This is a genomic window from Mycobacterium sp. 852002-53434_SCH5985345, assembly GCF_001667155.1.
In the GTDB taxonomy this organism is placed as follows: Bacteria; Actinomycetota; Actinomycetes; order Mycobacteriales; family Mycobacteriaceae; genus Mycobacterium.
In genome coordinates, this window is the sequence record NZ_LZIE01000097.1 from 15247 (window position 1) to 42240 (window position 26994).

General features: G+C 67.3%; 19 protein-coding genes and 1 tRNA gene. 6 read left to right on the forward strand and 14 right to left on the reverse strand.

Going from position 1 to position 26994, the window contains the following annotated elements; translation table 11 throughout:
- The first annotated feature begins 82 nt into the window (after positions 1 to 82).
- Positions 83 to 2659 (forward strand): aminopeptidase N, encoded by a 2577-nt coding sequence (pepN, locus tag A5756_RS24280; protein ID WP_066958386.1) that lies wholly within the window; start codon positions 83 to 85, stop codon positions 2657 to 2659.
- A gap of 106 nt (positions 2660 to 2765) precedes the next feature.
- On the opposite strand, the gene A5756_RS24285 is transcribed toward pepN, so the two are convergent.
- The 3 genes from A5756_RS24285 to A5756_RS24295 form a co-directional block, all read right to left on the reverse strand.
- Positions 2766 to 3233 carry a DUF5130 domain-containing protein gene (locus A5756_RS24285; RefSeq protein WP_066958388.1) on the reverse strand — a complete coding sequence of 156 codons (468 nt, stop codon included), beginning with the start codon at positions 3231 to 3233 and terminating at the stop codon, positions 2766 to 2768.
- Complete coding sequence (locus tag A5756_RS24290; protein ID WP_066958666.1) at positions 3220 to 3447, reverse strand: hypothetical protein; 228 nt, start codon at positions 3445 to 3447, stop codon at positions 3220 to 3222. The genes A5756_RS24285 and A5756_RS24290 overlap by 14 nt, the downstream gene beginning before the upstream one ends.
- A 64-nt stretch (positions 3448 to 3511) precedes the next feature.
- Positions 3512 to 4159, reverse strand: a complete 648-nt coding sequence (locus tag A5756_RS24295) for an HNH endonuclease (RefSeq protein WP_066958390.1) — start codon at positions 4157 to 4159, stop codon at positions 3512 to 3514.
- 142 nt (positions 4160 to 4301) lie between these two features.
- On the opposite strand from A5756_RS24295, the gene A5756_RS24300 reads away from it, so the two are divergent.
- From A5756_RS24300 to A5756_RS24315, 4 genes are all read left to right on the forward strand, one after another.
- Positions 4302 to 4697, forward strand: a complete 396-nt coding sequence (locus tag A5756_RS24300) for a globin (protein ID WP_066958669.1) — start codon at positions 4302 to 4304, stop codon at positions 4695 to 4697.
- Between the two features lie 26 nt (positions 4698 to 4723).
- Positions 4724 to 6289 carry an alpha-amylase family glycosyl hydrolase gene (locus A5756_RS24305; protein WP_066958392.1) on the forward strand — a complete coding sequence of 522 codons (1566 nt, stop codon included), beginning with the start codon at positions 4724 to 4726 and terminating at the stop codon, positions 6287 to 6289.
- A gap of 203 nt (positions 6290 to 6492) precedes the next feature.
- The gene (locus A5756_RS24310; protein WP_082948172.1) at positions 6493 to 7101 is read left to right on the forward strand and encodes a DUF5134 domain-containing protein; all 609 of its coding nucleotides are present in this window, start codon (positions 6493 to 6495) and stop codon (positions 7099 to 7101) included.
- Between the two features lie 72 nt (positions 7102 to 7173).
- On the forward strand, positions 7174 to 8187 hold the full coding sequence (locus A5756_RS24315; RefSeq protein ID WP_066958671.1) for an FAD/NAD(P)-binding protein: 1014 nt from the start codon (positions 7174 to 7176) through the stop codon (positions 8185 to 8187).
- Between the two features lie 55 nt (positions 8188 to 8242).
- Here A5756_RS24315 and A5756_RS24320 read toward each other — a convergent pair whose 3' ends face one another.
- The 10 genes from A5756_RS24320 to A5756_RS24365 all read right to left on the reverse strand — a co-directional run bounded on the left by A5756_RS24320 (position 8243) and on the right by A5756_RS24365 (position 25726).
- Positions 8243 to 8917 carry a hypothetical protein gene (locus tag A5756_RS24320; RefSeq protein WP_066958396.1) on the reverse strand — a complete coding sequence of 225 codons (675 nt, stop codon included), beginning with the start codon at positions 8915 to 8917 and terminating at the stop codon, positions 8243 to 8245.
- Positions 8902 to 9318, reverse strand: a complete 417-nt coding sequence (locus tag A5756_RS24325; RefSeq protein ID WP_066958398.1) for a thioesterase family protein — start codon at positions 9316 to 9318, stop codon at positions 8902 to 8904. Before A5756_RS24325 ends, A5756_RS24320 begins: the two co-directional genes overlap by 16 nt.
- Positions 9315 to 14156: an NAD-glutamate dehydrogenase gene (locus A5756_RS24330; RefSeq protein ID WP_066958400.1), complete on the reverse strand. Its 4842-nt coding sequence runs from the start codon at positions 14154 to 14156 to the stop codon at positions 9315 to 9317. Before A5756_RS24330 ends, A5756_RS24325 begins: the two co-directional genes overlap by 4 nt.
- A gap of 120 nt (positions 14157 to 14276) precedes the next feature.
- Positions 14277 to 15953, reverse strand: coding sequence for an energy-dependent translational throttle protein EttA (gene ettA, locus A5756_RS24335; RefSeq protein WP_066958402.1), 1677 nt, complete (start codon positions 15951 to 15953; stop codon positions 14277 to 14279).
- Positions 15954 to 16043: 90 nt separating this feature from the next.
- A complete protein-coding gene (locus tag A5756_RS24340; protein ID WP_066958404.1) occupies positions 16044 to 16550 on the reverse strand; it encodes a single-stranded DNA-binding protein in 507 nt (168 codons plus the stop codon).
- Positions 16551 to 16705: 155 nt separating this feature from the next.
- Positions 16706 to 18742 carry a cytochrome c oxidase assembly protein gene (locus A5756_RS24345; protein ID WP_066958406.1) on the reverse strand — a complete coding sequence of 679 codons (2037 nt, stop codon included), beginning with the start codon at positions 18740 to 18742 and terminating at the stop codon, positions 16706 to 16708.
- A gap of 29 nt (positions 18743 to 18771) precedes the next feature.
- Positions 18772 to 21123: a glycerol-3-phosphate 1-O-acyltransferase gene (locus A5756_RS24350; protein ID WP_066958407.1), complete on the reverse strand. Its 2352-nt coding sequence runs from the start codon at positions 21121 to 21123 to the stop codon at positions 18772 to 18774.
- A complete protein-coding gene (locus tag A5756_RS24355; RefSeq protein WP_066958409.1) occupies positions 21120 to 22862 on the reverse strand; it encodes an HAD-IB family hydrolase/lysophospholipid acyltransferase family protein in 1743 nt (580 codons plus the stop codon). Before A5756_RS24355 ends, A5756_RS24350 begins: the two co-directional genes overlap by 4 nt.
- Positions 22859 to 24328: a wax ester/triacylglycerol synthase family O-acyltransferase gene (locus tag A5756_RS24360; protein WP_066958410.1), complete on the reverse strand. Its 1470-nt coding sequence runs from the start codon at positions 24326 to 24328 to the stop codon at positions 22859 to 22861. Before A5756_RS24360 ends, A5756_RS24355 begins: the two co-directional genes overlap by 4 nt.
- A 150-nt stretch (positions 24329 to 24478) precedes the next feature.
- Positions 24479 to 25726 (reverse strand): alpha/beta hydrolase, encoded by a 1248-nt coding sequence (locus A5756_RS24365; RefSeq protein ID WP_066958412.1) that lies wholly within the window; start codon positions 25724 to 25726, stop codon positions 24479 to 24481.
- A 187-nt stretch (positions 25727 to 25913) separates the two neighbouring features.
- Here A5756_RS24365 and A5756_RS24370 point away from each other — a divergent pair.
- Positions 25914 to 25990, forward strand: a tRNA-Arg gene (locus tag A5756_RS24370).
- Between the two features lie 73 nt (positions 25991 to 26063).
- Here A5756_RS24370 and A5756_RS24375 read toward each other — a convergent pair.
- Complete coding sequence (locus tag A5756_RS24375) at positions 26064 to 26990, reverse strand: cyclopropane mycolic acid synthase family methyltransferase (RefSeq protein ID WP_066958414.1); 927 nt, start codon at positions 26988 to 26990, stop codon at positions 26064 to 26066.
- Between the last annotated feature and the right edge of the window lie 4 nt (positions 26991 to 26994).

Consider the following 26994-nt stretch of genomic DNA (forward strand, 5'->3'; position numbering starts at 1 on the left):
TACACCGTTCAGCACAACCGTAGGCGCCGCGCCCCTGTTCCCGCACCGACCGAGCTGCGGGCCGGGCACGTAAGTTGGACGCGTGGCCCTTCCTAATCTCACCCGGGACCAGGCCGTCGAACGCGCCTCCCTGATCACCGTCGACAGCTACCGGATCGACCTCGATGTCACCGATGGCTCCGGCGCACCCGGCGAGCGGACGTTCCGGTCCACCACCACGGTGGTGTTCGACGCGCTTCCCGGCGCCGACTCGTACATCGACCTCGCCGCCGAGACGGTGCGCGGCGCCAGTCTCAACGGCCACGATCTGGATGTGTCGGTTTACGACGAATCGACGGGCATCGCGCTGCGCGGTCTCGAGAAACGCAACGTCCTCGTGGTCGACGCGGACTGCCGCTACTCCAACACCGGCGAGGGACTGCACCGCTTCGTCGACCCGGTCGACAACGAGACGTACCTGTACTCGCAATTCGAAACCGCCGACGCCAAGCGCATGTTCGCCTGTTTCGACCAGCCCGACCTCAAGGCGACGTTCGACCTGCGGGTGACGGCGCCCAAACACTGGAAAGTGGTCTCCAACGGCGCGACGGTGTCCATCGAAGACGGCGTGCACGCCTTCGCCACCACCCCGCGGATGAGCACCTATCTGGTGGCCCTCATCGCCGGGCCGTACGCCGAGTGGAAGGACAGCTACACCGACGAACACGGCGAGATCCCGCTGGGCATCTTCTGCCGGGAATCGTTGGCGCGCCACATGGACGCCGAGCGGCTGTTCACCCAGACCAAGCAGGGATTCGGCTTCTACCACAAGAACTTTGGGCTGCCCTACGCGTTCGGAAAATACGACCAGCTGTTTGTGCCCGAATTCAACGCCGGCGCAATGGAAAACGCGGGCGCGGTGACCTTTCTGGAGGACTACGTCTTTCGCAGCAAGGTCACCCGGGCCTCCTACGAGCGGCGCGCCGAAACCGTGCTGCACGAGATGGCGCACATGTGGTTCGGCGACCTCGTCACCATGACCTGGTGGGACGACCTGTGGCTCAACGAGTCGTTCGCGACGTTCGCCTCGGTGCTGTGCCAGGCGGAGGCCACCGAATTCACCGAGGCCTGGACGACTTTCGCGACGGTCGAGAAGTCGTGGGCGTACCGTCAGGACCAGCTGCCGTCCACGCACCCGATCGCCGCGGACATCCCCGACCTGGCCGCGGTCGAGGTGAACTTCGACGGCATCACCTACGCCAAGGGCGCCTCCGTCCTCAAGCAGCTGGTCGCCTACGTCGGGCTGGAGCACTTCCTGGCCGGGCTGCGCGACTACTTCCGCAACCACGCGTTCGGCAACGCGACCTTCAACGACCTTGTCGCCGCGCTGGAGAAGGCGTCGGGCCGGGACCTGTCCGACTGGGGCCAGCAGTGGTTGAAGACCACCGGTTTGAACACGCTGCGGCCGGATTTCGACATCGACCCGGACGGCCGGTTCACCCGGTTCGCCGTGACACAGAGTGGGGCCGCCCCGGGTGCAGGTGAAACCCGCGTGCACCGGCTGGCGATCGGGATTTACGACGATGACGGCGCCGGCAAGCTGGTGCGGGTCCGGCGCGAAGAACTCGACGTCGAGGGCCCTGTCACGGAAGTGCCTGCCCTGATTGGTGTTTCGCGCGGTCAGCTGGTGCTCGTCAACGATGACGATCTGACGTATTGCTCACTGCGGCTGGACGCCGGGTCACTGCAGACGGCGCTGCAGCGGATCGCCGACATCGCCGAGCCACTCCCGCGCTCCCTGGTGTGGTCGGCGGCGTGGGAGATGACGCGCGAGGCCGAACTACGCGCCCGCGACTTCGTGGCGCTGGTCTCGGACGGTGTGCACGCCGAGACCGAGGTCGGGGTGGCGCAGCGGTTGCTGCTGCAAGCGCAGACGGCGCTGGGCTCCTACGCCGAGCCGGGCTGGGCGCGCGAGCATGGGTGGCCGCAGTTCGCCGATCGGCTGCTAGAGCTGGCGCGCGCCGCCGACCCCGGATCCGATCACCAGCTCGCCTTCGTCAACACCCTTTGTTCGTCGGTGCTGTCGACCCGGCACGTCGTCGTCCTGGCGGACTTGTTCGACCACGACCCGGCCGAGTTGGGGCTGGCCGGCCTGGAGATCGACACCGACCTGCGGTGGCGCATCGTGACCGCGCTCGCAAGCGCCGGCGAAATCGACGCGGACGGGCCCGCCACGCCTTTCATCGACGCGGAGGTACAGCGCGATCCGACCGCCGCGGGCAAGCGGCACGGCGCCCAGGCGGCGACGGCGCGGCCGCAGCCGCGCGTCAAGGAGGACGCCTGGACCACGGTGATCGAGGACGACACCCTGGCAAACATCACCGCTCGCAGCATCATCGCGGGCTTCGCCCCGGCCGGACAGCATGACTTGCTCACGCCGTTCACCGACCGCTATTTCGAGGCGATACCCGGCGTGTGGGCGCGGCGTTCCAGCGAAGTCGCGCAAACGGTGGTGATCGGCCTGTACCCGCACTGGAACATCAGTGAGGCCGGGATCGCGGCCGCCGACAAGTTCCTGTCCGCCCCCGAAGTGCCGCCGGCGTTGCGGCGGCTGGTGCTCGAGGGCCAGGCCGGGGTGAAGCGGTCCTTGCGGGCCCGCAGGTTCGACGCGGCCGACTAAACCGACGGTGGCGACCCGCAGCGCCCGGCACCGCCGCGCTCGCGATCGCCACTAAACCGACGGCTCCGACCCGCAGCGCCCGGCACCGCCGCGCTCGCGATCGCCACTAAGCCGGGGAGATGCCCGCGCTGAGGACGCGGATCGCGCTGACCAGTCCGTCCACCAGGTCGCCCCGCTCGAACGCCGACGATGCGGCGGCAACGCCGAGCGGCGCGGACGACTCGGCGCCGCGGCCCCGGACCTGGGAGCCGTAGACCACTTCGATGACCTTCTGGTCGGGCGAGACCGCCAGCAGCACCGCATTGTCGGGCGTGGGCACCTTGGCCAGGATCTCGCGAGCCCGGGCGGCGGTGTCGCTGCCCAGGTCACCGAGGTAGATGGCGAACCGTGCCTTCGATGCCCGGGAACCGAACTTCAGTGCGTCGTCGATGGCGACGAGGTCCTTGGTCGGGAACGGGAAATGAACGGAGAGCTCGCCGGGCTCGGTGACTCCGGAAAGCCGTCCGCTGGTGGTGATCACCCACCCGTTGGGCAGCTCGCCGGGCTCGATCGTCGCCACATCACCATGTGCCACTGGCGCCACCTCCAACTGAGAACTCGTGTCCGCCGTGCCCGCCGTGGGTGTGGCCGACGTCTTCGTCGGTGGCCGCCCACAGGATCGGCGGATGCGTCCACTTCTCACCCAACTTGTAGGTCGCCGGGTGCGGTCCCTTGTGCGACCAGATCAGCACCGCCAGCACGGCCACCAGCAGCAACGGTATTCCGATGAAGTACGCGTGGATCTCCAGCATGCTCACGACGAAAACCGTATCCCACCGGGTGTTCTCGTGGCACACCCGGACACGAGATTGGTCAGGCCGCGCCTTCGCCGAGGTAGCGCGCCCAGGCCGGGTCGAGCTCCTTGACCGTCGACAGCAGTCGCCAGTGCTGCCCCGTCGGTGGCAGCGGGGTCCGGCGCAGCACCCAGCCGAGCTCGGTGAGCAGTTTGTCGCCCTTGCGGTGATTGCACGTCGAGCAGCACGCGACGCAGTTCTCCCACGAGTGGTCGCCGCCGCGACTGCGTGGCACCACGTGGTCGACGGTGTCGGCCTTCGCTCCGCAATACGCGCAGGAGAATCGGTCCCGGTGCATCAGCGCTGCCCGGGTCATCGGGACGCGGGCCCGGTACGGGACGCGGACGTAGGTCCGCAGCTGGATCACCGAGGGCACCATGATCGAGCTGGTGGCCGAATGGATCACCGGTCCGGCCGGGTCGTGATGGACCACGTCGGCCTTCCCGCAAATGACCATCACGATGGCCCGCCGCATCGGCAGCGCGGTCAGTGGCTCGTATGTCGAATTCAGCAGCAGCACCCGCCGACGACTCCACAGGGACGCGCTGTCTTGGCGGGTGGGGGGATGGGTATCGACGCTATGCAGGCATGACGCGGTCGGGGGCCCGGTTAACCCTGCCGCGGCCCCGGAACTGCGGTGGCTGCGGCGTCTCTTGCCCTGCGCCATAGATCCTCCGCGGATAGTCCACCATGATTCGCCGCCAATCGCACCCCTATTGCAGGTGAACGGCATGTCGTCCGGGTGAACAGCGGTTGTGCCCTCGGCCCGGCTCAGGCCGCAGCCGCCGCGATGGACCACAATGGAGGCGATGGATTCCGAGCCACAGTCCTTCTATGACGCCGTCGGCGGTGCCGAAACCTTTCATGCGATCGTGTCCCGCTTTTATGCCCAGGTCGCCGAGGACGAAATTCTGCGCCAGCTGTACCCCGAAGACGATTTGGCGGGCGCCGAGGAACGGTTGCGCATGTTCCTCGAGCAGTATTGGGGCGGCCCCCGCACCTACTCCGACCGGCGCGGGCATCCACGGCTGCGGATGCGCCACGTCCCGTTCCGGATCACTCCCATCGAGCGCGACGCCTGGCTGCGCTGCATGCACACGGCGGTCGCGTCGATCGATTCGGACACCCTCGACGACGAGCACCGACGTCAGTTGCTCGATTACCTTGAGATGGCCGCCCACTCGCTGGTCAACTCGCCCTTCTGATAGCCCAGCGAACTGAACGGAACAGGATGAGCCCCGGAGCATGGTGGTCGAACGCGGTCTTCTATCAGGTCTATCCCCGGTCGTTCGCCGACAGCGACGGCGACGGCGTGGGCGACATCGATGGATTACTGGCCCACCTGGATCACCTCGAGCGACTCGGGGTGGACGCGATCTGGCTCAACCCGGTCACCGTCTCGCCGATGGCCGACCACGGCTACGACGTCGCGGACCCGCGCGACATCGACCCGCTGTTCGGCGGGATGGCGGCCATTGAGCGGCTGATCCCGGCGGCGCACGAGCGGGGCATCAAGATCACCATGGACGTGGTGCCCAACCACACCAGCTCGGCGCACCCGTGGTTTCAGGCCGCGCTGGCCGCAGGGCCGGGCACCGACGCGCGGGACCGCTACTACTTCCGCGACGGCCGGGGTCCCGCCGGGGAGCTACCGCCGAACAACTGGACGTCGGTGTTCGGGGGGTCCGCCTGGACGCGGGTGGTGGAGCCGGACGGCAATCCGGGCCAGTACTACCTGCACCTTTTCGACACCGAGCAGCCGGACCTGAACTGGGAGCACCCGGACGTCTTCGACGATTTCGAGAAGACGCTGCGTTTCTGGCTGGAACGCGGCGTGGACGGCTTCCGCATCGACGTGGCGCACGGGATGGCCAAGCCGGCCGACCTGCCCGACGCGAAGGACGACGTCAAGGTGCTGAGTCACAGCGACGACGACCCCCGCTTCAACCACCCGAGCGTGCACGAGATTCACCGCGGGATCCGCAAGATCGTCGACGACTATCCCGACGCGGTGACCATCGGCGAGGTGTGGGTGCTCGACAATCTGCTGTGGGCCGAGTACCTGCGGCCCGACGAACTGCACCTCGGCTTCAACTTCCGGCTGACGAAGATCGACTTCGACGCCAGCGAGATCCAGCACGCGATCCAGAACTCCATGGAGGCCATCGCGATCGAAAACGCCATCCCGACCTGGACGCTGTCCAACCACGACGTGGGCCGTGAGGTCACCCGGTACGGGGGCGGCGAGATCGGGCTGCGCCGGGCGAAGGCGATGGCGATGGTGATGCTCGCCCTGCCGGGCGCAGTGTTCATCTACAACGGCGAGGAACTGGGGCTGCCGGACGTCGAGCTGCCCGACGAGGTATTGCAGGACCCGACGTGGGAACGCTCCGGGCACACCGAGCGCGGCCGCGACAAGTGCCGGGTTCCGATGCCGTGGTCGGGCGAGGCTCCCCCGTTCGGGTTCTCCTCGTCGCCCGACACCTGGTTACCGATGCCGCGGGAGTGGGCGGCACTGACTGTCGAGCGGCAGGCCGCGGACCCCGAATCGACCTTCTCGTTCTTCCAGCACATCATCAAGGTGCGCAAGGAGCGCACCGAATTCGACGGTGACGAAATCGAGTGGTTGGACGCGCCACGCGATGCGCTGATCTTCAGGCGCCGCGGCGGCGGAGCGGTGTGCGCGGTGAACGCCGGCCGGCGACCGATCCCACTGCCGCCGGGACAGCTCATCATGGCCAGCGCCCCGCTGGTCGACGGCGAACTCCCGCCGGACGCCGCGGCGTGGCTGGCCTGACCGGCCTCCCCCAAAGCCGGGGCGGAGCACTCGGTTTCGCATTGCGCATGGGCGATCGTCGGGGTGGCGCCGCGGGATAGATACCCTCTGGGGGTACTCTCGTGCCATGGCCGAGATCGAAACCCCGATTCCGGGTCTCAAGCTGACGTCGTGTGGGCCCACCGGCGAGAGGCGGGTTGGTGGATAACACCTTGCGATGGCTAGTGACGGCGCTCTTTGCCGTCAGCTTCGCGGCCTACGCGTATTTCCTTGTCGCCCAACGCCGATGCTGGACCGGCGTCGTGAGCCAGCTGCTGCACCTGGCGATGTCTGCGGTGATGATCTTGATGGCCTGGGGGGTTGGCATGAGCTTGCCGACCATCGTCGCACCGACGTGCTTCCTGCTCGCGGGCGCCTGGTTCGTCGGCATCGGCCGCCGCGCGCCCTGGGCCGCCGACGGCAGGCTGACGAACTACTACTACGCCCTCATGATGGTCGCGATGGCCTGGATGTACGGGGCGATGAACGGCAGCTTGCCCGGCCACTCGGATCAGGCGGGCGACGAAGCGATGAGCATGCCCGCACACAGCGCCGCGGCGGGCTTGCAGCACGCCGCACACCACATGCCGCACGCCGCGGCCGACTGGGTCAGCGTCGTCAACTGGACCGCGGCCCTGGGGTTCGGCGCGGTCGCGATTTTCTGGGCGTACCACTGGATGGCGCAGCGCTGGACGAGGTTGATGCCGCGCACCGTTCGACTCACCTACGCGCAAATCGTAACTCAAGCCGTCACCGCCGCCGGCACGGCGCTGATGTTCGCCGACATCGTTTGATCGGACCCGACGACTCGGCGCGTGCCTCATCGCTCCTCTATACCTAGTTACATGGCGACCTACGCGTGGACAGTGATCGGAGCCGGACCCGCCGGAATTGCTGCGGTCGGCAGGCTGCTCGATCGGGGCGTACCGCCGGACAAGATCGCCTGGATCGATCCCGCCTTCGCCGCGGGAGACCTGGGCGGTAAGTGGCGGTCGGTGTCGAGCAACACCATTGCCGGGACGTTCATGAGTTTCCTGAATGGCTCTGCGGCCTTTCGGTTCTCCCAAGCCCCGCCAATGCCGCTGGCCGAAGTGGACCCGGAGGAGACCTGCGCCCTTGCCCTGGTCGCCGACCCATTGGTGTGGGTCACCGCGCAACTGCGCGAACGGGTGCACACCTTCGAGACGATGGCCACCACCCTGTCCCTGCAGCGACGGCAGTGGCGGATCGAAACGCAGGATCCGGAACTGGCCTCGGACAACGTGATCCTCGCCATCGGCGCAGCCCCCAAGAGGCTCGACTATCCCCCCGACGAAATTCCGGTCGAGGTCGCCCTCGATGCCGACAAGCTCGCCGAGGTGCCGCTGGAGGGCGCGACGGTTGGCGTCTTCGGCTCGTCGCACTCGTCGATGATCGCGTTACCGCACCTGCTGCGGCTTCCGGTCGGTCGGGTGATCAATTTTTACCGTAGCCCGCTCAAATACGCTGTCTACCTGGATGATTGGATCCTTTTCGATGATACCGGTCTCAAGGGCCGGGCCGCCGTCTGGGCCCGCGAGAACATCGACGGTGAGCATCCGGAACGGTTGGAGAGGTGCTGGGTTGCCGCCCCGGACTTCGAAGAGAAGATCGCCGAGTGCGACCACGTCGTCTACACCGTTGGTTTCGAGCAGCGGAAGCTGCCCGAGACGCCCCAGTGGGGCCCGCTGCAATACAACCGGATGAACGGAATCATCGCCCCCGGCCTGTTCGGACTGGGCATCGCCTTTCCGGAGTACGCCGAAGATCCATACGGCTACGGGCAATACCGCGTGGGCCTCAAGAAGTTCATGGATTACCTGGACTCGGTTCTTCCGCTGTGGATGGTCTACAGCACGTGACGACTCACCCCGCATGCCGGGGTTTGACTCAAGATGATTCGGAACGTGATACGAGTCAGCGGAGCAGGAGCGCCGGGTCGCCGCGGCGCCGGTACACAGAGCCGAATCGGGCGTCGATGCGCAACCAGGTCGGCAGGATCCGGACCCTGATCATTTCGTTGGCGCCGACGGCATCTGGTGACTGCGGTAGGAAACCCATTGCGGTCAAAGCGAACACACACCGCATGGGCAGCCCCACACTCGCATCGGAGGAGCTCACCTGGATGACTTCCTGGTCGAGCAGCGATACGGGTGGGCCGTGCGAACTGCCGTGTTCCTTGGCAAGTTGTGCGCCGCGCTGCGCCAGGTCGAGCATCACCCGGGCGGGTATGTCCTCGAGGTGGGTGAAGCCGGCGTCCGGGGGCAACGCACCCCGCCACGCGGAGTCCATCGCGAAGCCGGGGTCGACGTAGCCCGCGTCGTCCATCGCGGCCAGGCCGCGCGCCAGGGCGTCCGCGCCCACCGACAGATCCTCGGGCCGCACTTCACCACTCACCACGCGACTGGCCAGGACGTCGAAACCGGTTGCCACCCAAGCCGTCAGCAGACCGGCCGATCGAGTGCGGAGGCGAATGACGGCGGTGTCGTCGAGACGCAGCGCGTAGTCGACGAACGCGGCCAGGTCCCTGCGCTGGGCGGCCCGGTCGGCTGGCCCCAACCAGAGTCCGCGGTCAACTACTGCCGAATCCACCGTTGCAGATACTCCCGATGATGTGGGGAGAGCCGCACCAGGCGCTCCTCCTCGATATGAACGGCGGCCAGCTGCGACTCGGCGACGACGGCGGGCTTAGACTCGGGATCGGCGCCGACCGAGCGCACTTCGTAGCCCAGCGTAAAGTCCACCGCCCGCAGCCGCTTGGTCCACATCGTCACCTGCAGCGGCGAATCGACCAGCCGCAGTTGACCTTTGTACGTCACCTTGACTTCGGCGATTAGCAACCCGATGGTCAAGATATCGACCTCGAATGCTTCGCGCAGAAACTGGACCCGGGCCTCCTCCAGAATCGTGACCATGGTGGCGTGGTTGACGTGCTGATACATGTCGATGTCCGACCAACGCACCGGCACGGGGGCGACGAAGCCGACGCTCAACTTGATGATCCTCTTCCACTGGTGCGGGTCATGCGCCGGATCTGACGCGCGGCCACCGACAGCGTCGCGAGATCCTTTTCCCCGCTTTCCTGAATTTCGATGAGGGTTCGGCGGGCCCGCTCCACCCTTGATGCGGATAGGTGTTCCCACTCGGCGATCTTCTCCTCGCCGCTTTCGTTCGGCTCGCCCACGGCGAGCACATCGAAGCACAACGATCGCAGCGAGGCGTAGATGTCGTCGCGAATCGCCAAGCGCGCCAGGGAATGCCAGCGGTCATTGCGGGGCAGTTCGGACACCGCGGTCAGCAGGCCGTCGGTGCCCAGCCGGTCCATCAGGGCGAAATAGGTGTCCGCGACCTCGGCGGCGTCGATGTCGTTGATGTCGCCGATGTCGATGATGTCCAGCAGACTAAATCGGTAGAGACCAGCGGCGATCATGTACGCCAGGTCGTTGGGTGCACCTTGCGAAGAGAATTCGGCGGCTTCCTTCTCGACGATCGCCTTGTCGTCGCCGCGCAACCACTCCGACATCCGCGGGGTCAGGTCTTTGACCTTCGCCGCGAACCGGTTGATCTCCGCACCCACGGCCAGCGGTTGCGGTCGGTAGTTGAGCAGCCAGCGGCCGGCGCGGTCGATCAGCCGTCGGGTGTCGAGCGTGAGCCGATCGGACATCGCGACCGGCAGATTCGCCGCGCGGATCCGCCGCCAGATCTCTCCCACGCCGAAGATGGCGTCGGTGGCGACGTACGTCCGCACCGCGTCGACGGGCCCGACCCCGACATCCTCGGTGATCCGGAACGCGTAGCTGATGCCGGCGGTGTCGACCAGGTCGTTGATCAGCATGGTGGTGACGATCTCACGGCGCAGCTGGTGGGTGCGGATCCCTGCGCTGAACCGTTCCCGCAACGGCGTCGGAAAGTATTGCGGCAACCGGGATGCGAACACATCCTGCTCGGTCAATTCGGTGTTCAGCATCTCCTCTTTGAGCCCGAGTTTGACGTGCGCCATCAGGGTGCACAGCTCGGGCGACGTCAGGCCGATGCCGGCCTCACACCGCCGGTCGATCTCCTTCTCCGACGGCAGGGCTTCCAATTCGCGGTTGAGCCCACGCTCGTCTACGAGGTATTGAATCTGCCTGCCGTGCACCGGCAGCAGGCTGGCCGCGTTGGCGCGGCTGGTGCCGATCAGGTCGTTCTGATCCTCGTTGTCGGTGAGCACCAGTTGCGCGACCTCGTCGGTCATCGACTCCAGCAACGCTTTGCGCTCGTCGGGGTCGACCTTGCCGGCGGTGACCAGCGAGTCGATCAGGATCTTGATGTTCACCTCGTGGTCCGAACAGTCCACGCCGGCGGAGTTATCCATCGCGTCGGTGTTGATGCGCCCACCCGACAGATCGAACTCGACCCGGCCCAGGGCGGTCACCCCCAGGTTCCCGCCCTCGCCGATCACCTTGGCGCGCACCTGACTTGCGTTGACGCGCACCGGATCGTTGGCGCGATCGCCGACGTCGGCGTCGGACTCGGACTCGGCCTTGATGTAGGTGCCGATGCCGCCGTTGAACAGCAGATCGACCGGCGCCTGCAAGATCGCCTTGATCAGGTTGGGCGGGGTCATCTCGGTGATCTCTGCGTCGATGCCCAACGCGTCGCGCACCTGCGGGCTGACGGGGATGGACTTGTGCTCGCGGCTGTACACACCGCCGCCCTCGCTGATCAACGACCTGTCGTAGTCCTCCCAGCTGGACCGCGGCAGGTCGAACATCCGCCGGCGCTCCTCCCACGAGGCCGCGGGGGCGGGGTCGGGGTCGAGGAACACGTGCCGGTGATCGAAGGCGGCGATCAACCTGATGTGCTTGGAGAGCAGCATGCCGTTGCCGAACACGTCACCGCTCATATCGCCGATGCCCACCACCGTGAAGTCCTCGGCCTGGGTGTCGACGCCCATCTCCCGGAAGTGTCGCTTGACGGCCTCCCACGCACCCCTGGCCGTGATGCCCATCGCCTTGTGGTCGTAGCCCACCGATCCGCCGGACGCGAAGGCGTCACCCAGCCAGAAGCCGTAGGACTTCGCCACGTCGTTGGCGATGTCGGAGAAGGTCGCGGTGCCCTTGTCGGCGGCCACCACCAGGTAGGCGTCGTCACCGTCGCGCCGTATCACCTCGGGCGGCGGGCTGACCTTTCTCGTTTTGTGGTCGACGTTGTCGGTCACATCGAGCAGGCCGGAGATGAACAGCTGATAGCAGGCGACGCCCTCGGCGCGGGTGGCATCGCGGTCCTCCGCCTGATCGCCGGTCGCCAGCGGCGGCCGCTTGACGACGAAGCCGCCCTTGGCGCCAACCGGCACGATGACGGCGTTCTTCACCGCCTGCGCCTTGACCAGGCCGAGGATCTCGGTGCGGAAATCGTCGCGGCGGTCCGACCAGCGCAGCCCGCCGCGGGCCACCGGGCCGAACCGCAGGTGCACACCTTCGACGCGGGGCGAATAGACGAAGATCTCGTACTTGGGACGCGGCAGCGGCAATTCGTCGATGAGCTGCGCATTCAGCTTGAGTGCCAACACGTTTCGGGCGCGTGCCGAACCCTCGCGCGTCACAAAGTAATTGGTGCGCAGCGTCGCCTGAACCAGCGATGCGAACGCCCGCAGGATGCGGTCGGTGTCCAGGCTCATCAGCGCGTCGATGTCGGCGGCTACCGCGGCCGCCGCCGCTTGTGCGTCACGGTTGACTGACGCGCCCGACGGCCGGGGATCGAAGAGCGCCTCGAATAGGGCGACCAGCGATCGCGCGGTGGACGGGTGCTCGTTCAGCACCGACTCGATATAGGACTGGCTGTACGGAAAGCCCACCTGCCGTAAGTACTTCGCATAGGCGCGCAGCAGCACGACCTGCTGCCAGGTCAGCCGGGCGCGCATGACCAGCTCGTTGAACCGGTCGATCTCGACGCGACCTTGCCAGATCGCGGTGACCGCATCGGCGAACCGCTGTGCGGTCGCGTCGCGGTCGGCCGTGGTCGTCGCCGGCGCGATCGTGGGGTGCGTAGAAATCTTGAACTGATAGATCCATACCGGCAGCCCGTCCGGGCGGGTGACGGTGAACGGTCGCTCCTCGAGCACCACCACGCCCATGCTCTGCAACATGGGCAGCAGCTGGCTCAGCGAGGCGGTGCGCCCGCCCAGAAACCAGGTCAGCTGGGCGGCCCCATCCTCGCCTCGCTCGGAGAACACCAGTTTGACCGAATTATCATGCAGCCCTTCGATGATGCCGATGTGCTCGATGGCATCGGCCGGGGTGACGGCTTGCTTGTAGACCTCGGAGAAAGCGGTGCCGTAGTGCTCGGCATCGGCCTGGTCGACGGAGCCTTCCGCGGCGGCCCCGATCAACCGGTCGGTCCAGGTCCGCGCGGCTTCGCTCAGCAGTCCCTGGATGCGGACCCGGTTGGCTTCGGAGACGTCGACCGGCGCCGCGTCTTCCGGCAACCGCACCATGAAATGCATGAGGGCCCAAGGCGATTCGCTAACGCGCGCGGTGAATTCGAGCCGCGTGCCACCGAACTCGCGGACCAGAATGTCCTCGATTTGCAACCGCACCTGCGTGGTGTAGCGATCGCGGGGCAGGTAGACCAGGCACGAGACGAAGTACTGGAGCCGATCGGCGCGCAGGAACAACAACGCCCGCCGTTGGGATCCCAGATCCACCACGGCTTTGGCCATCGTCAAGAGCCGTTCGGCGCTCAACGTGAACAGCTCTGAGCGCGGGACGGTTTGAATGACGTCGAGCAGCAGCTGGCCGGGGTGGATCGGGTCGCTGTCGGCCAGGGCGAGCGCGTCGCGCACTCGGGTCGAGATCGTGGGGATTTCCAGAACGTCCGCGTTCATGGCGGCGACGGTGAAGAGTCCGACGAAGCGGTGCTCGACCACGCCGTCGTCGCCGCCGACATTTTCCCGAACCGCGACGGCGTACGGATAGGCACCGTAGCGCAGGTAGCTGCCGACGACCGATTGCGCCAACACCAGCAATTTGTCGTCATCCGTCAGCCGAGGGCGGGCACCGGTGCGGGAGCGCAGGACGCCCAGCCCGGGTGACCCGTCGCCGGAGACGAAACGATCGTGCACGCGGCAACGTTGGTAGCCGAGCAGCAGAAAGTTACCGTTACCCAGCCAGCGCAGCAGCGCCGCGACATCGGCGCGGTCGGGGGCCGAGAAGTGGCCCTGGGCGTTGGTTTCCACTTCCGCGGCCAGGCCGCTCAGGGTGGCGATCAACTCGCCCGCGTCGCTGGCGACCTGTTGCACGTCGGACAGCACCTTGGGCAACAACCGTTCGACCTCGGCGAGGCCCTTGCTGTCGACCGAGGGCAGCAGTTGCACGTGTATCCACGCCTCGCCCACGTATTGCGGGGCACCGGGCGGTTTCGACTCGACGCTGACCAGGTCGCCCGCAGGGTTGCGGTGAACCTCGAACACCGGGGTCATGATGGCCGCGTAGGGCACACCGAGGCGGTGCAGCAGCACCGTGACGGAGTCCAACAGCATGCCGCCGTGGTCGGTGACGACTTGCAGCGCGGGCCCGAATCCGGCCGGGTCGTCCGCGGGGTAGACCGCGACCCGGCTTTGGCCGGCGGGACGGTGCTCACCGAGCCGATAGTGCGCGCCGAGCATGGCGGGGGTCACGATCGCGGTCGGGACGGTCAGGTCGATTGGGCCGGATTCCGCCCCGGGTTCGTCGCCGTGCGGGCCGCGATAGCTCTCGATATAGGCCTTCGCGATCCAGTCGGGGATGTCCTGCTGCCGGGTGAAGGCGGTCCACGGCTTGAGCGCCTGCTTGGCTCCGGGATCAATCGTCATGCCGATGGCTCCCAACTCGTGACGAACGCCACTGCGCTCAACCGCCCACTTCCCCCGCAAGCGGGGTGCACCCGCCGCGGCTCGTCTGGGCCGCATTTTCGGGGTGCTGCGCAGCTGACACTAGTCGCGCGTGAGCTTCCGGTGGGTCACTCTGTGCGGCCGGGCCGCGTCAACACCGAGCCGTTCGACCTTGTTCTCCTCGTATGCGCCGAAGTTGCCCTCGAACCAGAACCACCTGGCCTCGTTGTCCTCGTCGCCCTCCCAGGCCAGGATGTGCGTGCAGGTGCGGTCCAGGAACCAGCGATCGTGCGAGATGACCACCGCGCAGCCCGGGAACTTTTCCAGGGCATTTTCCAGCGAACCCAGCGTCTCGACGTCGAGGTCGTTGGTGGGCTCATCGAGCAGAAGCAGGTTGCCGCCTTCTTTGAGCGTGAGCGCCAGGTTCAGCCGGTTTCGCTCGCCACCGGACAGCACGCCGGCCGGCTTCTGCTGGTCGGGACCCTTGAACCCGAACGCCGAGACATAGGCGCGCGACGGGATCTCGTTCTGGCCGACCTCGATGTAGTCGAGGCCATCCGAAACGACTTCCCACACGGTCTTCTTGGGATCGATGCCGGCGCGAGACTGGTCGACGTAGCTGAGCTTGACCGTCTCTCCGACCTTGACCGTCCCGCTGTCCGGCTGTTCCAGCCCGACGATGGTCTTGAACAGCGTCGTCTTGCCCACCCCGTTGGGCCCGATCACGCCCACGATGCCGTTGCGGGGCAGCGTGAAGGACAGGTCCTTGATCAGGGTCCGCCCGTCGTAGCCCTTGTCGAGGTGGTCGACCTCGACGACCACGTTGCCCAGGCGGGGCCCGACGGGGATCTGGATTTCCTCGAAGTCGAGCTTGCGCGTCTTCTCCGCCTCGGCGGCCATCTCTTCGTAGCGCTGCAGGCGGGCCTTGCTCTTCGCTTGCCGCGCCTTCGCCCCCTGCCGCACCCAGGCCAGCTCCTCGGTGAGCCGCTTGTGCAGCTTGGCGTCCTTGCGGCCCTGCACCGCCAACCGCTCGGCCTTCTTCTCCAGATATGTCGAGTAGTTGCCCTCGTAGGGATACGCACGGCCGCGGTCGAGCTCGAGGATCCACTCGGCGACGTTGTCCAGGAAGTACCGGTCGTGGGTCACAGCCAACACCGCGCCCGGGTAGGCGGCCAGGTGTTGTTCGAGCCACTGCACGCTTTCGGCGTCCAGGTGGTTGGTCGGCTCGTCCAGCAGCAGCAGGTCGGGCTTGGACAACAGCAGCTTGCACAGCGCCACGCGGCGCCGCTCTCCGCCGGACAGATTCGTCACCGGCTCGTCCGGCGGCGGGCAGCGCAGGGCGTCCATGGCCTGCTCCAGCTGCGAGTCGAGGTCCCACGCGTCGGCGTGGTCGAGGTCCTCCTGCAGCCGGCCCATTTCCTCCATCAACTCGTCGGAGTAGTCGGTGGCCATCAACTCGGCGACCTCGTTGAAGCGGTCCAGCTTGACCTTGATCTCGCCGAGCCCCTCTTCGACGTTGCCGCGCACCGTCTTGTCTTCGTTCAGCGGCGGCTCCTGCTGGAGGATGCCGACGGTGGCCCCGGTGGCCAGAAAGGCCTCGCCGTTGTTCGCCTTGTCCAGGCCAGCCATGATCCGCAAGACGCTCGACTTGCCGGCGCCGTTGGGGCCGACGACACCGATCTTGGCGCCCGGATAGAAGCTCAACGTGACGTCGTCCAGGATCACCTTGTCGCCGTGCGCCTTGCGGACCTTTTTCATCGTGTAGATGAACTCAGCCATGCCGCTGTTGTGCCTTTCTGGTCTACAAGTGATCTCGCGGACCATCCTAGGCACCGGCCGACAACCGCCGGCCCGCCCCCAAGCCGACCGTCAAGCCGGCACGGAGAGCGAGACGCGGTCAGCGGCGCCGTCACCGGAGTCGGCCGGGTCGTCGCCGGCCTTCAGGTCCTCGTCACCACCAACGTCGGCGGCCGCCACCGAAGTTCCATTGATGGCCGCCTGCTCCGGATTGGGACCGGTGTAGCCCGGCTTCTCGATCCGCACAATCGCGCGGGATACGTCGGGCCCGACGGAGGTCGCCCGCATCTCCAGTGACGAGCGGCGGTTGCCGTCGCGGTCTTCGTACTCGCTGGTGTAGACGTGACCGACCACGATCACCGGGGCGCCCTTGCCCAACGCGGCACCCACGCCCGTGACCAACTTTCCCCAGCAGTTGACGTTGATGAACAGCGAGTTGCCCGGCTCCCAGCCGCCGTCGGCCGTGCGCCGCCGGGAGTTGCTGGCGACGCGAAACTTGATGACCTCCTGGGTGCCGACCTGTCGGCGTTCGGGGTTGTTGACGATGTGCCCGACCACGGTAAGCGGGGTTTCGAACATTGGAATGATCCCTTCTCGGTTTGCTGTTGGGCGGTGAACGAGGCACCGCCCGTCCTGGCCGCCATTGAGCCCGGCGCCACCGACGGGCCGGCGGGCGAAGGGGCCGGAATCCGGCGGTGCCCCATCGGCCCTGTGGAAGGAATCGCGACTGTGGATCAATCCGCCGGCTGGTGCGGACGGTTGGGTCTGTCGCGCCGCGACAGCTCGGCCAGCATCGCGTTGTAGGCGACCAGCTCGGCGTCGTCGTCGCGGTCGGCGGCGCGGTCCAACCGCCGGGCGGTCCGGTCGTCGCTGCGCGCCCACTGCACCAGCAACGCCAGCATCACGATCACCAGCGGCAGCTCCCCCGCCGCCCAGGCGATCCCGCCACCCAACCGCTGGTCACCGATCAGGTCGGTGTGCCAGGTCAAGCCGAGCGAGCGATAGTAGTCGGCGCCGAGCACCCTGCGGGTGCCCATCAGCACCACCCCGAAGAACGCGTGCAGCGGCAACGACGCGAACACCACGCCCACCTTGGCCAGCGGCGGAATCGGACGCGGCGTGGGGTCGACCCCGATGACGATCCAGTAGAAGAGGTACCCGCTGAGCAGGAAGTGCAGGTTCATCGCCAGGTGCCCCGCGTGACTGCCCACGGCGATGTCGAACAGGCTCGACAGGTACAGCCCGTAGAAGCCGGCGACGAAGAGCACGGTGGCCACGACCGGGTTGGTGAGGAACCGCGACAGCCCGCTGTGCAGGGCGGCCAACAGCCATTCCCGCATACCGGGCGGGTCGTCGCGGCCGGCGGCGGGCAACGCCCGCAGGGCCAGGCTCACCGGGGCGCCCAGCACCAGCAGGATCGGCACCAGCATCGACAGGCCCATGTGGGCGACCATGTGCACGCTGAACATCGCCGGCATGTAGCGACCGACCCCCGACGACGTGACGAACAGCAACGTGAGGCAGCCGAGCAGCCAGGCGACGGTCCGGCCCGGCGGCCAGGCGTCACCCCGGCGGCGCAGGCGGACCACGGCGGCCACATAGAGGGCGGCAAAGACGATGGCGGCGCTGCCGAAGATCAAGTCGAAGCGCCAGTCGAACAGGATCCGCGCCGGGGTCGGCGGGCCGTTGAAGTCGTAGCCGATCTCGGCCTCGGGAATCGAGGGCAGCCGGCTCGGCGGCGGTGGCGGCGGGGTGCGGCCCAGCCCGACGGCGATGCCGAAGGTGAGGCCGAAGACCGCGGCCTCGGCGAGCGCCAGCCGGAGCAGGGCGCGGCGCGCCTCCGGCTGAGGCGGTTCCGCTTGCAAACCGGCGACCGACGAGCGCCGCTGGCGCCAGCCGATCACCCCCAGCACGCATAACGCGGCGAACTTGCCCACCACCAATCGGCCGTAATCGGTGGTCACCAGGTCGCCCAACGGGACGCGCACCGCGGCGTTCACCAGACCGCTGAGCGCCATCGCGACCCAGCACCACAGCGCGATTGCGGAGAACCGCCGCGCCGCCAGGGCGACGTGCCCGCCGCCGCACAGCCCGTAGGCGGTCAACGCCAAGAGGCCGCCGGCCCACAGGCCCGCGGCCATGAGGTGGATCAGCAGGCTGTTGGTCGCCAGGTCGTGCGAACCGCCCGCCGACGAATGGCCGGTCAGCCCGAGCGGGATGAGCGTCAGCAGCGAGCCGGCGAACAGCAGCGGCGTCCACGACCAGCGCAGCACCGAGAGGCTGGCCAGCATCACCAGCGCGGCCAGCGCCGCGGTCCAGCGCCACCCGGAGGCGGTGGTGACCAGGCCGGCGATCGACCAGATCCGCACCGGGTTCAAAAGCGCGACCAGCGGGCGGCCCGACACGTCGGAAATGGTCAGCGGAACCAGGAGCACCGCACACGCCGCCCAGACACCCGACGCCACGGTCCCCAGGCGAAGCGCCCGGTACCCGTCGGCGTCCAGGACGCCGCTGCGTTGGGGCGGCACCAGAAACGCCGCGAACAGGAACGAGCCCACGGCCAGCACCGCGGCGATCTCCCCCGCCGCCCGGATGAACGGTAGCCCCAGCGTGGTTGCCGGACCCGGGTTCGGCAACCCCGTGGCGGTCAGCGCGTCGGCCAGCGACAACGCCCCGATACCGGCCGCCGTGCAGCCCGCCAACAGCGCGACACCGATCAGCAGCGGCCACGCCCGCGCGCGGGGTGGCGTCACCGACCGATCGACCGTCATACGCCCAGGGTATGAGCCCCGACCGGGGACTACCGAGCCAGGCGCTCCCGACGCGCCTTGACCTCGCGGGCGACGAACTGGTCGCGCGCTATCCGCCCGACGTGATCCGAATCTCGCAGGATGTCCCGCAGCTCCCCCCGAAACGCGGCCCGACGGTCGGCGAGGTCCGGCGCGGGCGCGATGAGATCCTGGTCGACGACGACCTGATAGGCCGTGGCGAACAAGAGCGTCGACACCGATTCGCTGCTGCGGACCCGGGTTTGCGCCACGTATTGGCGGCCCACGCCGAGCGCCGAGGCGGTCAAGTCCTTCTGGCCGACGTCGGCCGGCGCATCCCGCAACACGTCGGCGACGATCTCGTAGGCCTCGAAGAACACCCGCAGCATCGCATCCGCCATCAGCGGGCGCTTGGCGAACAGCAGCGCGTCGATCTCCTCGCCCCCGGCGCTGACATGGGCTTCCCAATCGTCGTGCCAGGCCATCTCTTCGGCGATGTTGTCCCGGAATGCCGCCGAATCCGCGAAGTAGAAGTCGAACTTGAGCAAGTCGCGCAGCCGCATCGCCTGGTCCCAGAAGGCGCGCATCCGGTCGCCCTCGGCGTGCCGGGCATGCGCCAGCGCCAATTCGACGATCGAGGTCTCCAGGAAGGCATGGATCAGCGAGTTGCGGTAGAACGCGGCCGCGTGTTGCTCGTCGGGGGCGATGTGCCACACCGGTTCCCGGCCGCCGTCGACCCGGGTGATCGGGTGCCCGTTGGACAACGCGTCGACCGCCGCCCGCACGCCGTCGCGCGAGCGCAGCCGCAGCGCACTCGTCGACATCGGGTTCTGTTTGCGTTCCAGATAGTCGAGCGAGTCCTGCAGGGTGTGGTGCAGCTGATCGACCGTCAACGCCGCGCCGCGGGTGGTGAGCAGCAACGCGCACACCAGGCCGGTCGCCGTCACCGGCGTCGCCTGCAATATCCGCCACGCGACCTCGAACGACATTTTCTGCAGCGCAAGCCGTTTGGCGTCCTGGTCGTGAGTCAGCGTGCCGTGCGCCGGGCCCAGGTATTGGCGCATCGAAACGGCTTCCGGGAAGCGGACGTAGATCTTGCCGTAGTTGCGTTCGCCCTGCGCCCGGATGAAGTTGTACAGCCAGCCAACGCCTTCGGGCGTCTTCTCCCCGCCACGGGCGTAGGCCGCGTACTCGGCGATCTCGTGCAACTGGTCGAAGCTGATGGACACCGGCTGCAGCAGGATGTCTTCGCTGCGGCCGTCCAGGTAGGCATCGGCGACGTAGGCCAGCAGGCCGAGTTTTGGCGGCAACATCTTGCCGGTGCGCGAGCGCGTGCCCTCGATGGACCAACTCAGGTTGAACCGCTTTTCGACGATGTAGCCGACGTATTCGCGCAGAACGTATTTGTAGAGCGGGTTTTCGCCGATGTTGCGGCGAATGAAGATGACGCCGGACCGGCGCAGCAGCGGGCCCATCGCGCCGAACGACAGGTTGATGCCGGCGAACACATGCACGGGCGGCAGCCGGTTTTCCTGCATTGCCACCGGCACCACCGCGCCGTCGATGTAGGAGCGATGCGAGAACAACAGCACCGCCGGGTGGGCCTCCAGCGCCGCGCGCATCGCCGCGACCTGATATCCGTCGTAGTCAATCTCCGGATCGAATCCGCGGCTGAGCATCCTGCCGAGCACGGAAACGAGGTCGACGGACACGCGGCTCCAGCCGGTGGAGAGTTCGTCGAGCATCTCGCCCGCTTCGTCGACGGTCGCGCCGGGGATTTTCTTCAGCCCGGCACGAAATCGGCTGGACTCCAAGATTTCCGGCTTTACCAGCCGCGGAGACTTGTACTGCGGCCCCAGGATCCGATACTCGACGCGTTCCAGCGCCAGCAGCGCGCGCCGGATGACGAATCGGGCGAAGTCGCTTTCATTCTCGCCAACGGTGGTGTCGCGCCACTGCTCGCGCAGTTCGGAGACTTTCGCCGGTTCGCCGGCCACCACCCGCGCCCGCTGGGGAGCGTTGCGAATGATCTGCAGTTGCTGACGTTCGTTGGGGTGGTAGGGATCTCGCCCCGGTAGCAGCCCGGCCAGCTTGGCGACTCTGCCGCGATCCGGTGGCGGCAGCCAGAACACCCGTACCGGGACGATGGAACGGTCGTCGCCGCCGCCGGCCTCGAGCTGCTCGATCAGCGCGGTCAGCGCATCGGGGGGCGCGGTGGGCGGCGGCAGTTCCAGCACGTCGAATCTCGCCTCGGGCTTGTCCGCGCGCTGTTGAGCCATCCAGGCCGTCACCAGTTCCCGCTCGACCGGCGAGGCCATGGACGCCAACACCAGCGAGTCTTGGCCGGTGAGGATCGCGGTGGTATCCGCGGCCGCTTCGGTCACGGCCGCCCTTCGGGCGCGGATTCCGGCGGCTCCGTGCTGGCGGTGGCCTCGGCGGGCCGGTGTGCCTCACCGTCTTTGAGGGCGGCCTGCGACTCGTGCGGATTCGCCTTGGCGGGCTTGGCTTTCGAGGCGGCCTTCCGGGAGGCGGCCTTCTTTGCCGGTGCCTTCGAGACCGCCTTAGCCGCAGTCTTTTTCGCGGGGGTCTTGGCCTTCGTCGCCGCCTTCTTCTCGGCATACAGGTCGACCTGCGGCAGCTCGTCGATCGGCCAGTTGGCCAGCGTGTCCAGATATAGCTGTCGAACCTCGGCGATGCGCTCCGGCAGGTTCTCGACGGTCCAGTCCTGCACCGAGATCGGCGGAAAGACGGCGACATCCACGGTACCGGGATTGACTACGGTGGAGTTGCGGGCGGCGACGATTTCCGCGTTGCGGATCACGATCGGAACGATCGGGATACCGGCCGCCATGGCCAGGCGGAACGGCCCCTTCTTGAAGGGCCCGACTTCGGTGGTGTCGACGCGGGTGCCTTCCGGCGCGATCACGATCGACAGTCCCCTCCGCGCCCGGTCTTCGATCTCGTGCATCGTCTCCACCGCGGCGACGGGGTCGTCCCGGTCGATGAAGACGCCGTCGAGCAGCTTGCCGAGCGTGCCCATGATCGGGTCTTTCTTCAGCTCCTTCTTCCCCACGCCGATCCAATTGTCGCGCACCAGCGCGCCGGCGATGACCGGGTCAACTTGGTTGCGGTGATTGAAGATAAACACCGCCGGTCGCTGCGCGGTCAGGTTCTCCTGACCGATGACGTTGAGCTGCACCCCGGCGATCGCCAGCGACAGCTGGGAGAAGGTCGAGGTGAAGAAGTTGACCCCGCGCCGCCGGTTGCGGGTCAGCACGCCGATGCCCACGGCGCCGGCGGCGACGGGGAACATCGAGCCGAAGCCGGCGAGGGTGCGGATCTGCCGGCGCAGGCCCACCGGACCGCGGCTGCTGAAACGCAGGATCGGCCAGCCGCGGCGTTTGGCCACGGCGGCCATCTTGCCCTCGGGATTGGTCGGGCGCGGGTTGCCGACCAGGTACATCAGGGCGACGTCCTCGTCCCCGTCGGCGTAGAAGTAACTGTCCTTCAGGTCGATGCCGTTCTCGGCCGCAAACCGTTGCACCGCAGCGGCTTTGCCGGGCCCCCACAAGATCGGCTTCTGCACGCCGCCGGTGAGCATCCCGTCTTCCGTGGTCTCGAACTTATTGGTGAGCATGTTCGAGATGCCGAGGAACCGCGCCACCGGGTTGACCTGGATGGTCAGCGCCGACGAGCTGAGCACCACGGTGTGCCCGCGAGCGACGTGCGCCCGCACCAGCTCGCGCATCTCGGGGTAGATCCGCGACTCGATTCGCTGCACGAACAGCCGCTCGCCGATCTCCTCCAGGTCGTCCAGCAAGCGGCCGGCCAACGCGGCGGCGGCCTTGCCGATGAGGTCCTCGAACTCGATCCGCCCGAGCGTGTGGCTCAGGCCGGCCTGGACCATGCCGAGCAGCTCTCCCACGCCCATGTCACGGCGCAGCAGCCGCTCCTGGGTGAGAATCACCGCCGTGAAGCCGGCCACCAGCGTCCCGTCGAGGTCGAAGAACGCCCCGATCTTCGGACCCGGTGGGCTGGCCATGATTTCGGCGACCGAGCCCGGCAGGCGCATGTCCGTCCCGGGTGTCCCGCGCTCGTTTCCCTGGTCTTTCGTGGTGCTCATGAGCCCGACGCCGTCCGTGCCGAAGTCGCCGGTTCGGTGAACGAGGCCGGCACCGCGTGGGGCGCCCCCTCCCCGGCCAGCGCCAGAATTTCGTCGAAGCCCTCCAGCAGGCATTGAGCGAACAGTGGCTCGTTGCGCACCGATGCCCTGTCGTAGCGCACGGTGATGGTGCACCACCCGCCCCGCGAGATCAGCACCACCATCATCGCCACCCCCGGTAATGGACCGATCCCGTACTGCCGCAACACCTTCGCGCCGGCGATGTAGGTATCTCCCGGGTACACCGGGACGTTGCTGGCCTGCACGTCGGAGCCGATCACCGAGCCTGTGATGCCCTCGAGCACCGCCGTAGGCAGGATGCTCAGCAGTGGCGCGACCGAACCGATGATGTTCATCGCGGGCTCGTCGCGGCGCTGCGTCATCTGCGCGCGGATCTTCTTCATCCGCGAGACCGGGTCGACGGTACCCACGGGCGCGGCCAGGTTGACCCCGGTGAACCTGTTGCCGCCGGCCGTGTCGGCCTCGGCCCGCAGGTTCACCGGTACCGCCATCGGCAGCGTGCTGATCGGCACTCCGAGCGCCTCGTGATAGCGCCGCAGGGCTCCGCAGAGGCCGGCGAGGTAGGCGTCGTTGATCGAGCCCCCGCCGGCCTTGGCCGCCCGGTGCAAGTCGGAGAGCGGGATGTCGATCGCTTCGGTGCGGGTGGCCAGGCTGCGGCGCCGCAACAGCGGCGACGGCTCGGCCGCCCGATTGAGCACCCGCATGCCCGAGAGCGCGTAACTCACGACTCCGGACACGGTGGACCCCGGCTCCAGGACGGCCCGTCCGGCAGCCGACACCGCCCCGGACACCGCGCTCACGACACCGCCGACCACGGCGGTGGGCAAGTGGTTAATGCCTTGCCGCATCAGGTCATTGGGTGTGAGGTCCTGCGGGATGGGCAGCGGGGGCGTCGGCTTGGAAGGCGGGTCGCGCTCCAGGTCGTAGATCTCCGCGAACATCTGCACACCGCCGACGCCGTCGGTGACCGCATGGCTGACGTGCAGCAGCGTGGCGGCTTTGCCGTCGGCCAGGCCCTCCACCAGGGTGGCCGTCCACAGCGGACGGGAGATGTCCATGGGCGACTGCAGGATCACCTCGGCGAGGTTGAAGACGTCGCGCAGTGTGCCGGGTTCGGCCACCCGCATCCGGCGCACGTGGAACTCGAGGTTGAAATCGGGATCCACCACCCAGCGCGGCGACGCGGTCGGCAGGGTCGGCACGACAACCTTCTGGCGCAGCCGCAACACCCGTCGGGAAGCGTTCTCGAATCGGGTCAGGAACTTATCCCAGTCCGGCGTGGTGTCGAGAAGTTCCAGCGCCATGATCCCCGACCGAGTCCGGGGATTCGCTTCACCACGATGCATCAGATAGTCGACCGGTCCAAGTTGGTCGGACAATTTCACGACCTCGACGGACTCAGTCATGGTCCTCCGCCCGACGCGCCAGCCCTGTCACCGTCGATCAAGCCTCCTGCCTCGGCCCCGCCAACCCCATAGCCAACACAACGCTAGTCGGGTTGCCGCGCTGGTGAAAGGAGCGGTCGGACCGCCGCGCCGGTGACCGAGGGCCCGGGCTCAGCTGGCCGACGTGGCTGCCAGCTGGTCCAAGTCCAGCAGGGAGCTGACGCGCCGCCCGTAGATGACGCCCAAGAAATCGGCGACGGCGTCGGCGGCCAGCCGCGATCGAACCGTGGAGAGGATGTCGAACGCGTGGTGCGCATTGGTGAGCTCCGCGTGGGCCACCGTGGCAGCGCCGGCCGCGCGCAACGCCGCGCAGAAGCCCCGGGCCTGGCCACTGGGAACCAACTCGTCCTTCTCGCCGTGCAGCACGAAGAAAGGCGGCGCGTCGCTGTGCACGTAGGTAACCGGTGACGCCGCCCTGAACCGCTCGGGCTCGTCGGCGTAGCGGGCCTTCACCACGAACTGCTCCAGGAACGGCAGCATCAAGTCGTGCATGTTCTCGAAATCGGTGAAGTCGTACACGCCGTAATAGGGCGCGACGGCCTGAACCGTCGTGTCGGCGTCTTCGAATCCGGGTTGGAACGCCGGGTCGTTCGGGGTGAGCGCGGCCAGGGATGCCAGGTGTCCGCCGGCCGAGCCGCCGGTGATCGCAATGAAGTCGGGATCGCCCCCGTAGTCGGCAATGTTTTGGCGGACCCACGCGATCGCCCTCTTCACGTCGATGAGGTGCGCGGGAAACGTCGAACGTGGGCTCTTGCAGTAGTTGATCGAGACGCAGATCCAGCCGAGCTCGGCCATGCGGCTCATCAGCGTGTAGGCCTGCACTCGTTTGTCGCCGACGGTCCACGCCCCGCCGGGGACCTGGATCAGCACTGGCGCCCGCCGCCCCGGCGCCAGGTCATGGCGGCGCCAGATGTCGAGCAGGTTGTCGCGCCCACCCGGACCGTAGGAGATGTTTGACGTCTGCGCCGCGTACCGGCGATGCGGCCCTGGCCTGTTCAACATGCCGCTGCGCGGCGCGCAGGCCGGCTTGATGCTGCTCGGGTGGCACACCTGCTCGCGGAAGTCTGGACCGAACGACTCCTCGAGCGCGGCGGTCAGCGCCCTATCCGCCCGCTGCGCGGCCCAGGATGTGCCGACGCGGCCGATGGACGGGTGCGCGACCCGCGACAGCGCATGCCCGGTCAGCACGTGCGGTGGAAACTCCGTCGAAAGCCAGCCCACGAGGCAACCCAGCGCGAACGGCGAGCCGCGCAGCAACAGCGTGCCGGCCCGGTAAGCATCCATCGCGTCGGCCGCCAGCCGTCCTGCCTGGGTACCAGCCCATGAGCACCGTGAAGTCAGGTGCGTGGTCACGCTCATAGCAACGCCACCCCTCGACGATCTGCACACGCCTCGTTGCGGTAAACGGCCGGTTACCGGCCGGTGTTGCACGTGTGTCGAGGGTCCCAACCATAACCGATAACCGTGGCGCGGGAACGCTTTTCGCGCGCGTCGCGGCGGCGAGTCGTCTCGCGACACGCCGTTGGAATAGACTGACCTGCACATTGCCTCCGTAGCTCAGGTGGATAGAGCAAGGGCCTTCTAATCCCTAGGTCGCACGTTCGAGTCGTGCCGGGGGCACCAAGTTTGACGTCGGACGTCAGTTGATGCTTGACGTTTCGGCTTCGGGTGATGCCTGGTGACCCCTAACAGCCGACTACTTGACCATCGTGAACTGACAAACGTTGGTGTAACCGTCCCGAAAGAGGTCCGAGCAGCCCCGCAGGTAGTGCATGTAGATGTCGTAGGTCTCCTGCCCCTTCAACGCGATCGCCTCTTCTTTGTGTGCCTCGAGAGCGTCCGCCCAGGTATTCAGCGTCGGAACGTAGTTCTTGCCGATGAAGTGATGGCGCTCGATCTTGAATCCCGCGTCCGTGGCATACCGGTCGATCTGGTGAACCTGGGGCAACCTACCGCCCGGGAAGATCTCCTTGAGGATGAAGCTGATGAACCTCAGCAGGGTCATCGTCGTCTTCAAGCCGAGCGCGTTGACCTCCTCGGTGGTGGGCACCACGATCGAGTGCAGCAGCATCCGGCCGTCGTCGGGCAGCAGGTCGTAGAACTTCTTGAAGAAGACGGCGTAACGCTCGTACCCCGCGTCGCCCGCTCCGTCGGCGAAGTGCTCGAACGCGCCCAGCGACACGATCCGGTCAATCGGTTCGTCGGGGAATTCCTCCCAGCCCTGGATCCGCACCTCCATGCGGCGGGGACTGTCGATCTCTTTGAACTTCTCCACATCGTGTGCGTACTGGTTCTCGCTGAGCGTCAGGCCGATGACGTTGACGTCGTACTCGGTCACCGCGTGCCGCATCGTCGAACCCCAGCCGCAGCCGATGTCGAGCAGGGTCATGCCGGGCTCGAGGTTGAGCTTGTCCAGGGCCAGCTTGCGCTTGGCGTACTGCGCCTCTTCCAGCGTCTTGGTCAGATTCTGCGGGTCGGGATGTTCGTCGAAGTAGGCGCAGCTGTAGGTCATCGACGGGTCGAGCCAGAGCTTGAAGAACTCGTTCGACTTGTCGTAGTGCGACCGGACCTTCTCGACCGGCGGTTTCAGGTGCGCGCTTCCAGCGTTCCCTTGAGCGGACATCTAC

Excerpts from the sequence above, each read along its gene's own strand:
- A5756_RS24295 (WP_066958390.1), bottom strand. The coding sequence starts at position 4,159 with ATGGCGCAGGGCAAGAGACGCCGCAGCCACCGCAGTTCCGGGGCCGCG.
- A5756_RS24300 (WP_066958669.1), top strand. The coding sequence starts at position 4,302 with ATGGATTCCGAGCCACAGTCCTTCTATGACGCCGTCGGCGGTGCCGAA.
- A5756_RS24305 (WP_066958392.1), top strand. The coding sequence starts at position 4,724 with ATGAGCCCCGGAGCATGGTGGTCGAACGCGGTCTTCTATCAGGTCTAT.
- A5756_RS24330 (WP_066958400.1), bottom strand. The coding sequence starts at position 14,156 with ATGACGATTGATCCCGGAGCCAAGCAGGCGCTCAAGCCGTGGACCGCC.
- ettA (WP_066958402.1), bottom strand. The coding sequence starts at position 15,953 with ATGGCTGAGTTCATCTACACGATGAAAAAGGTCCGCAAGGCGCACGGC.
- A5756_RS24340 (WP_066958404.1), bottom strand. The coding sequence starts at position 16,550 with ATGTTCGAAACCCCGCTTACCGTGGTCGGGCACATCGTCAACAACCCC.
- A5756_RS24345 (WP_066958406.1), bottom strand. The coding sequence starts at position 18,742 with ATGACGGTCGATCGGTCGGTGACGCCACCCCGCGCGCGGGCGTGGCCG.
- A5756_RS24355 (WP_066958409.1), bottom strand. The coding sequence starts at position 22,862 with ATGAGCACCACGAAAGACCAGGGAAACGAGCGCGGGACACCCGGGACG.
- A5756_RS24360 (WP_066958410.1), bottom strand. The coding sequence starts at position 24,328 with ATGACTGAGTCCGTCGAGGTCGTGAAATTGTCCGACCAACTTGGACCG.
- A5756_RS24365 (WP_066958412.1), bottom strand. The coding sequence starts at position 25,726 with ATGAGCGTGACCACGCACCTGACTTCACGGTGCTCATGGGCTGGTACC.
- A5756_RS24375 (WP_066958414.1), bottom strand. The coding sequence starts at position 26,990 with ATGTCCGCTCAAGGGAACGCTGGAAGCGCGCACCTGAAACCGCCGGTC.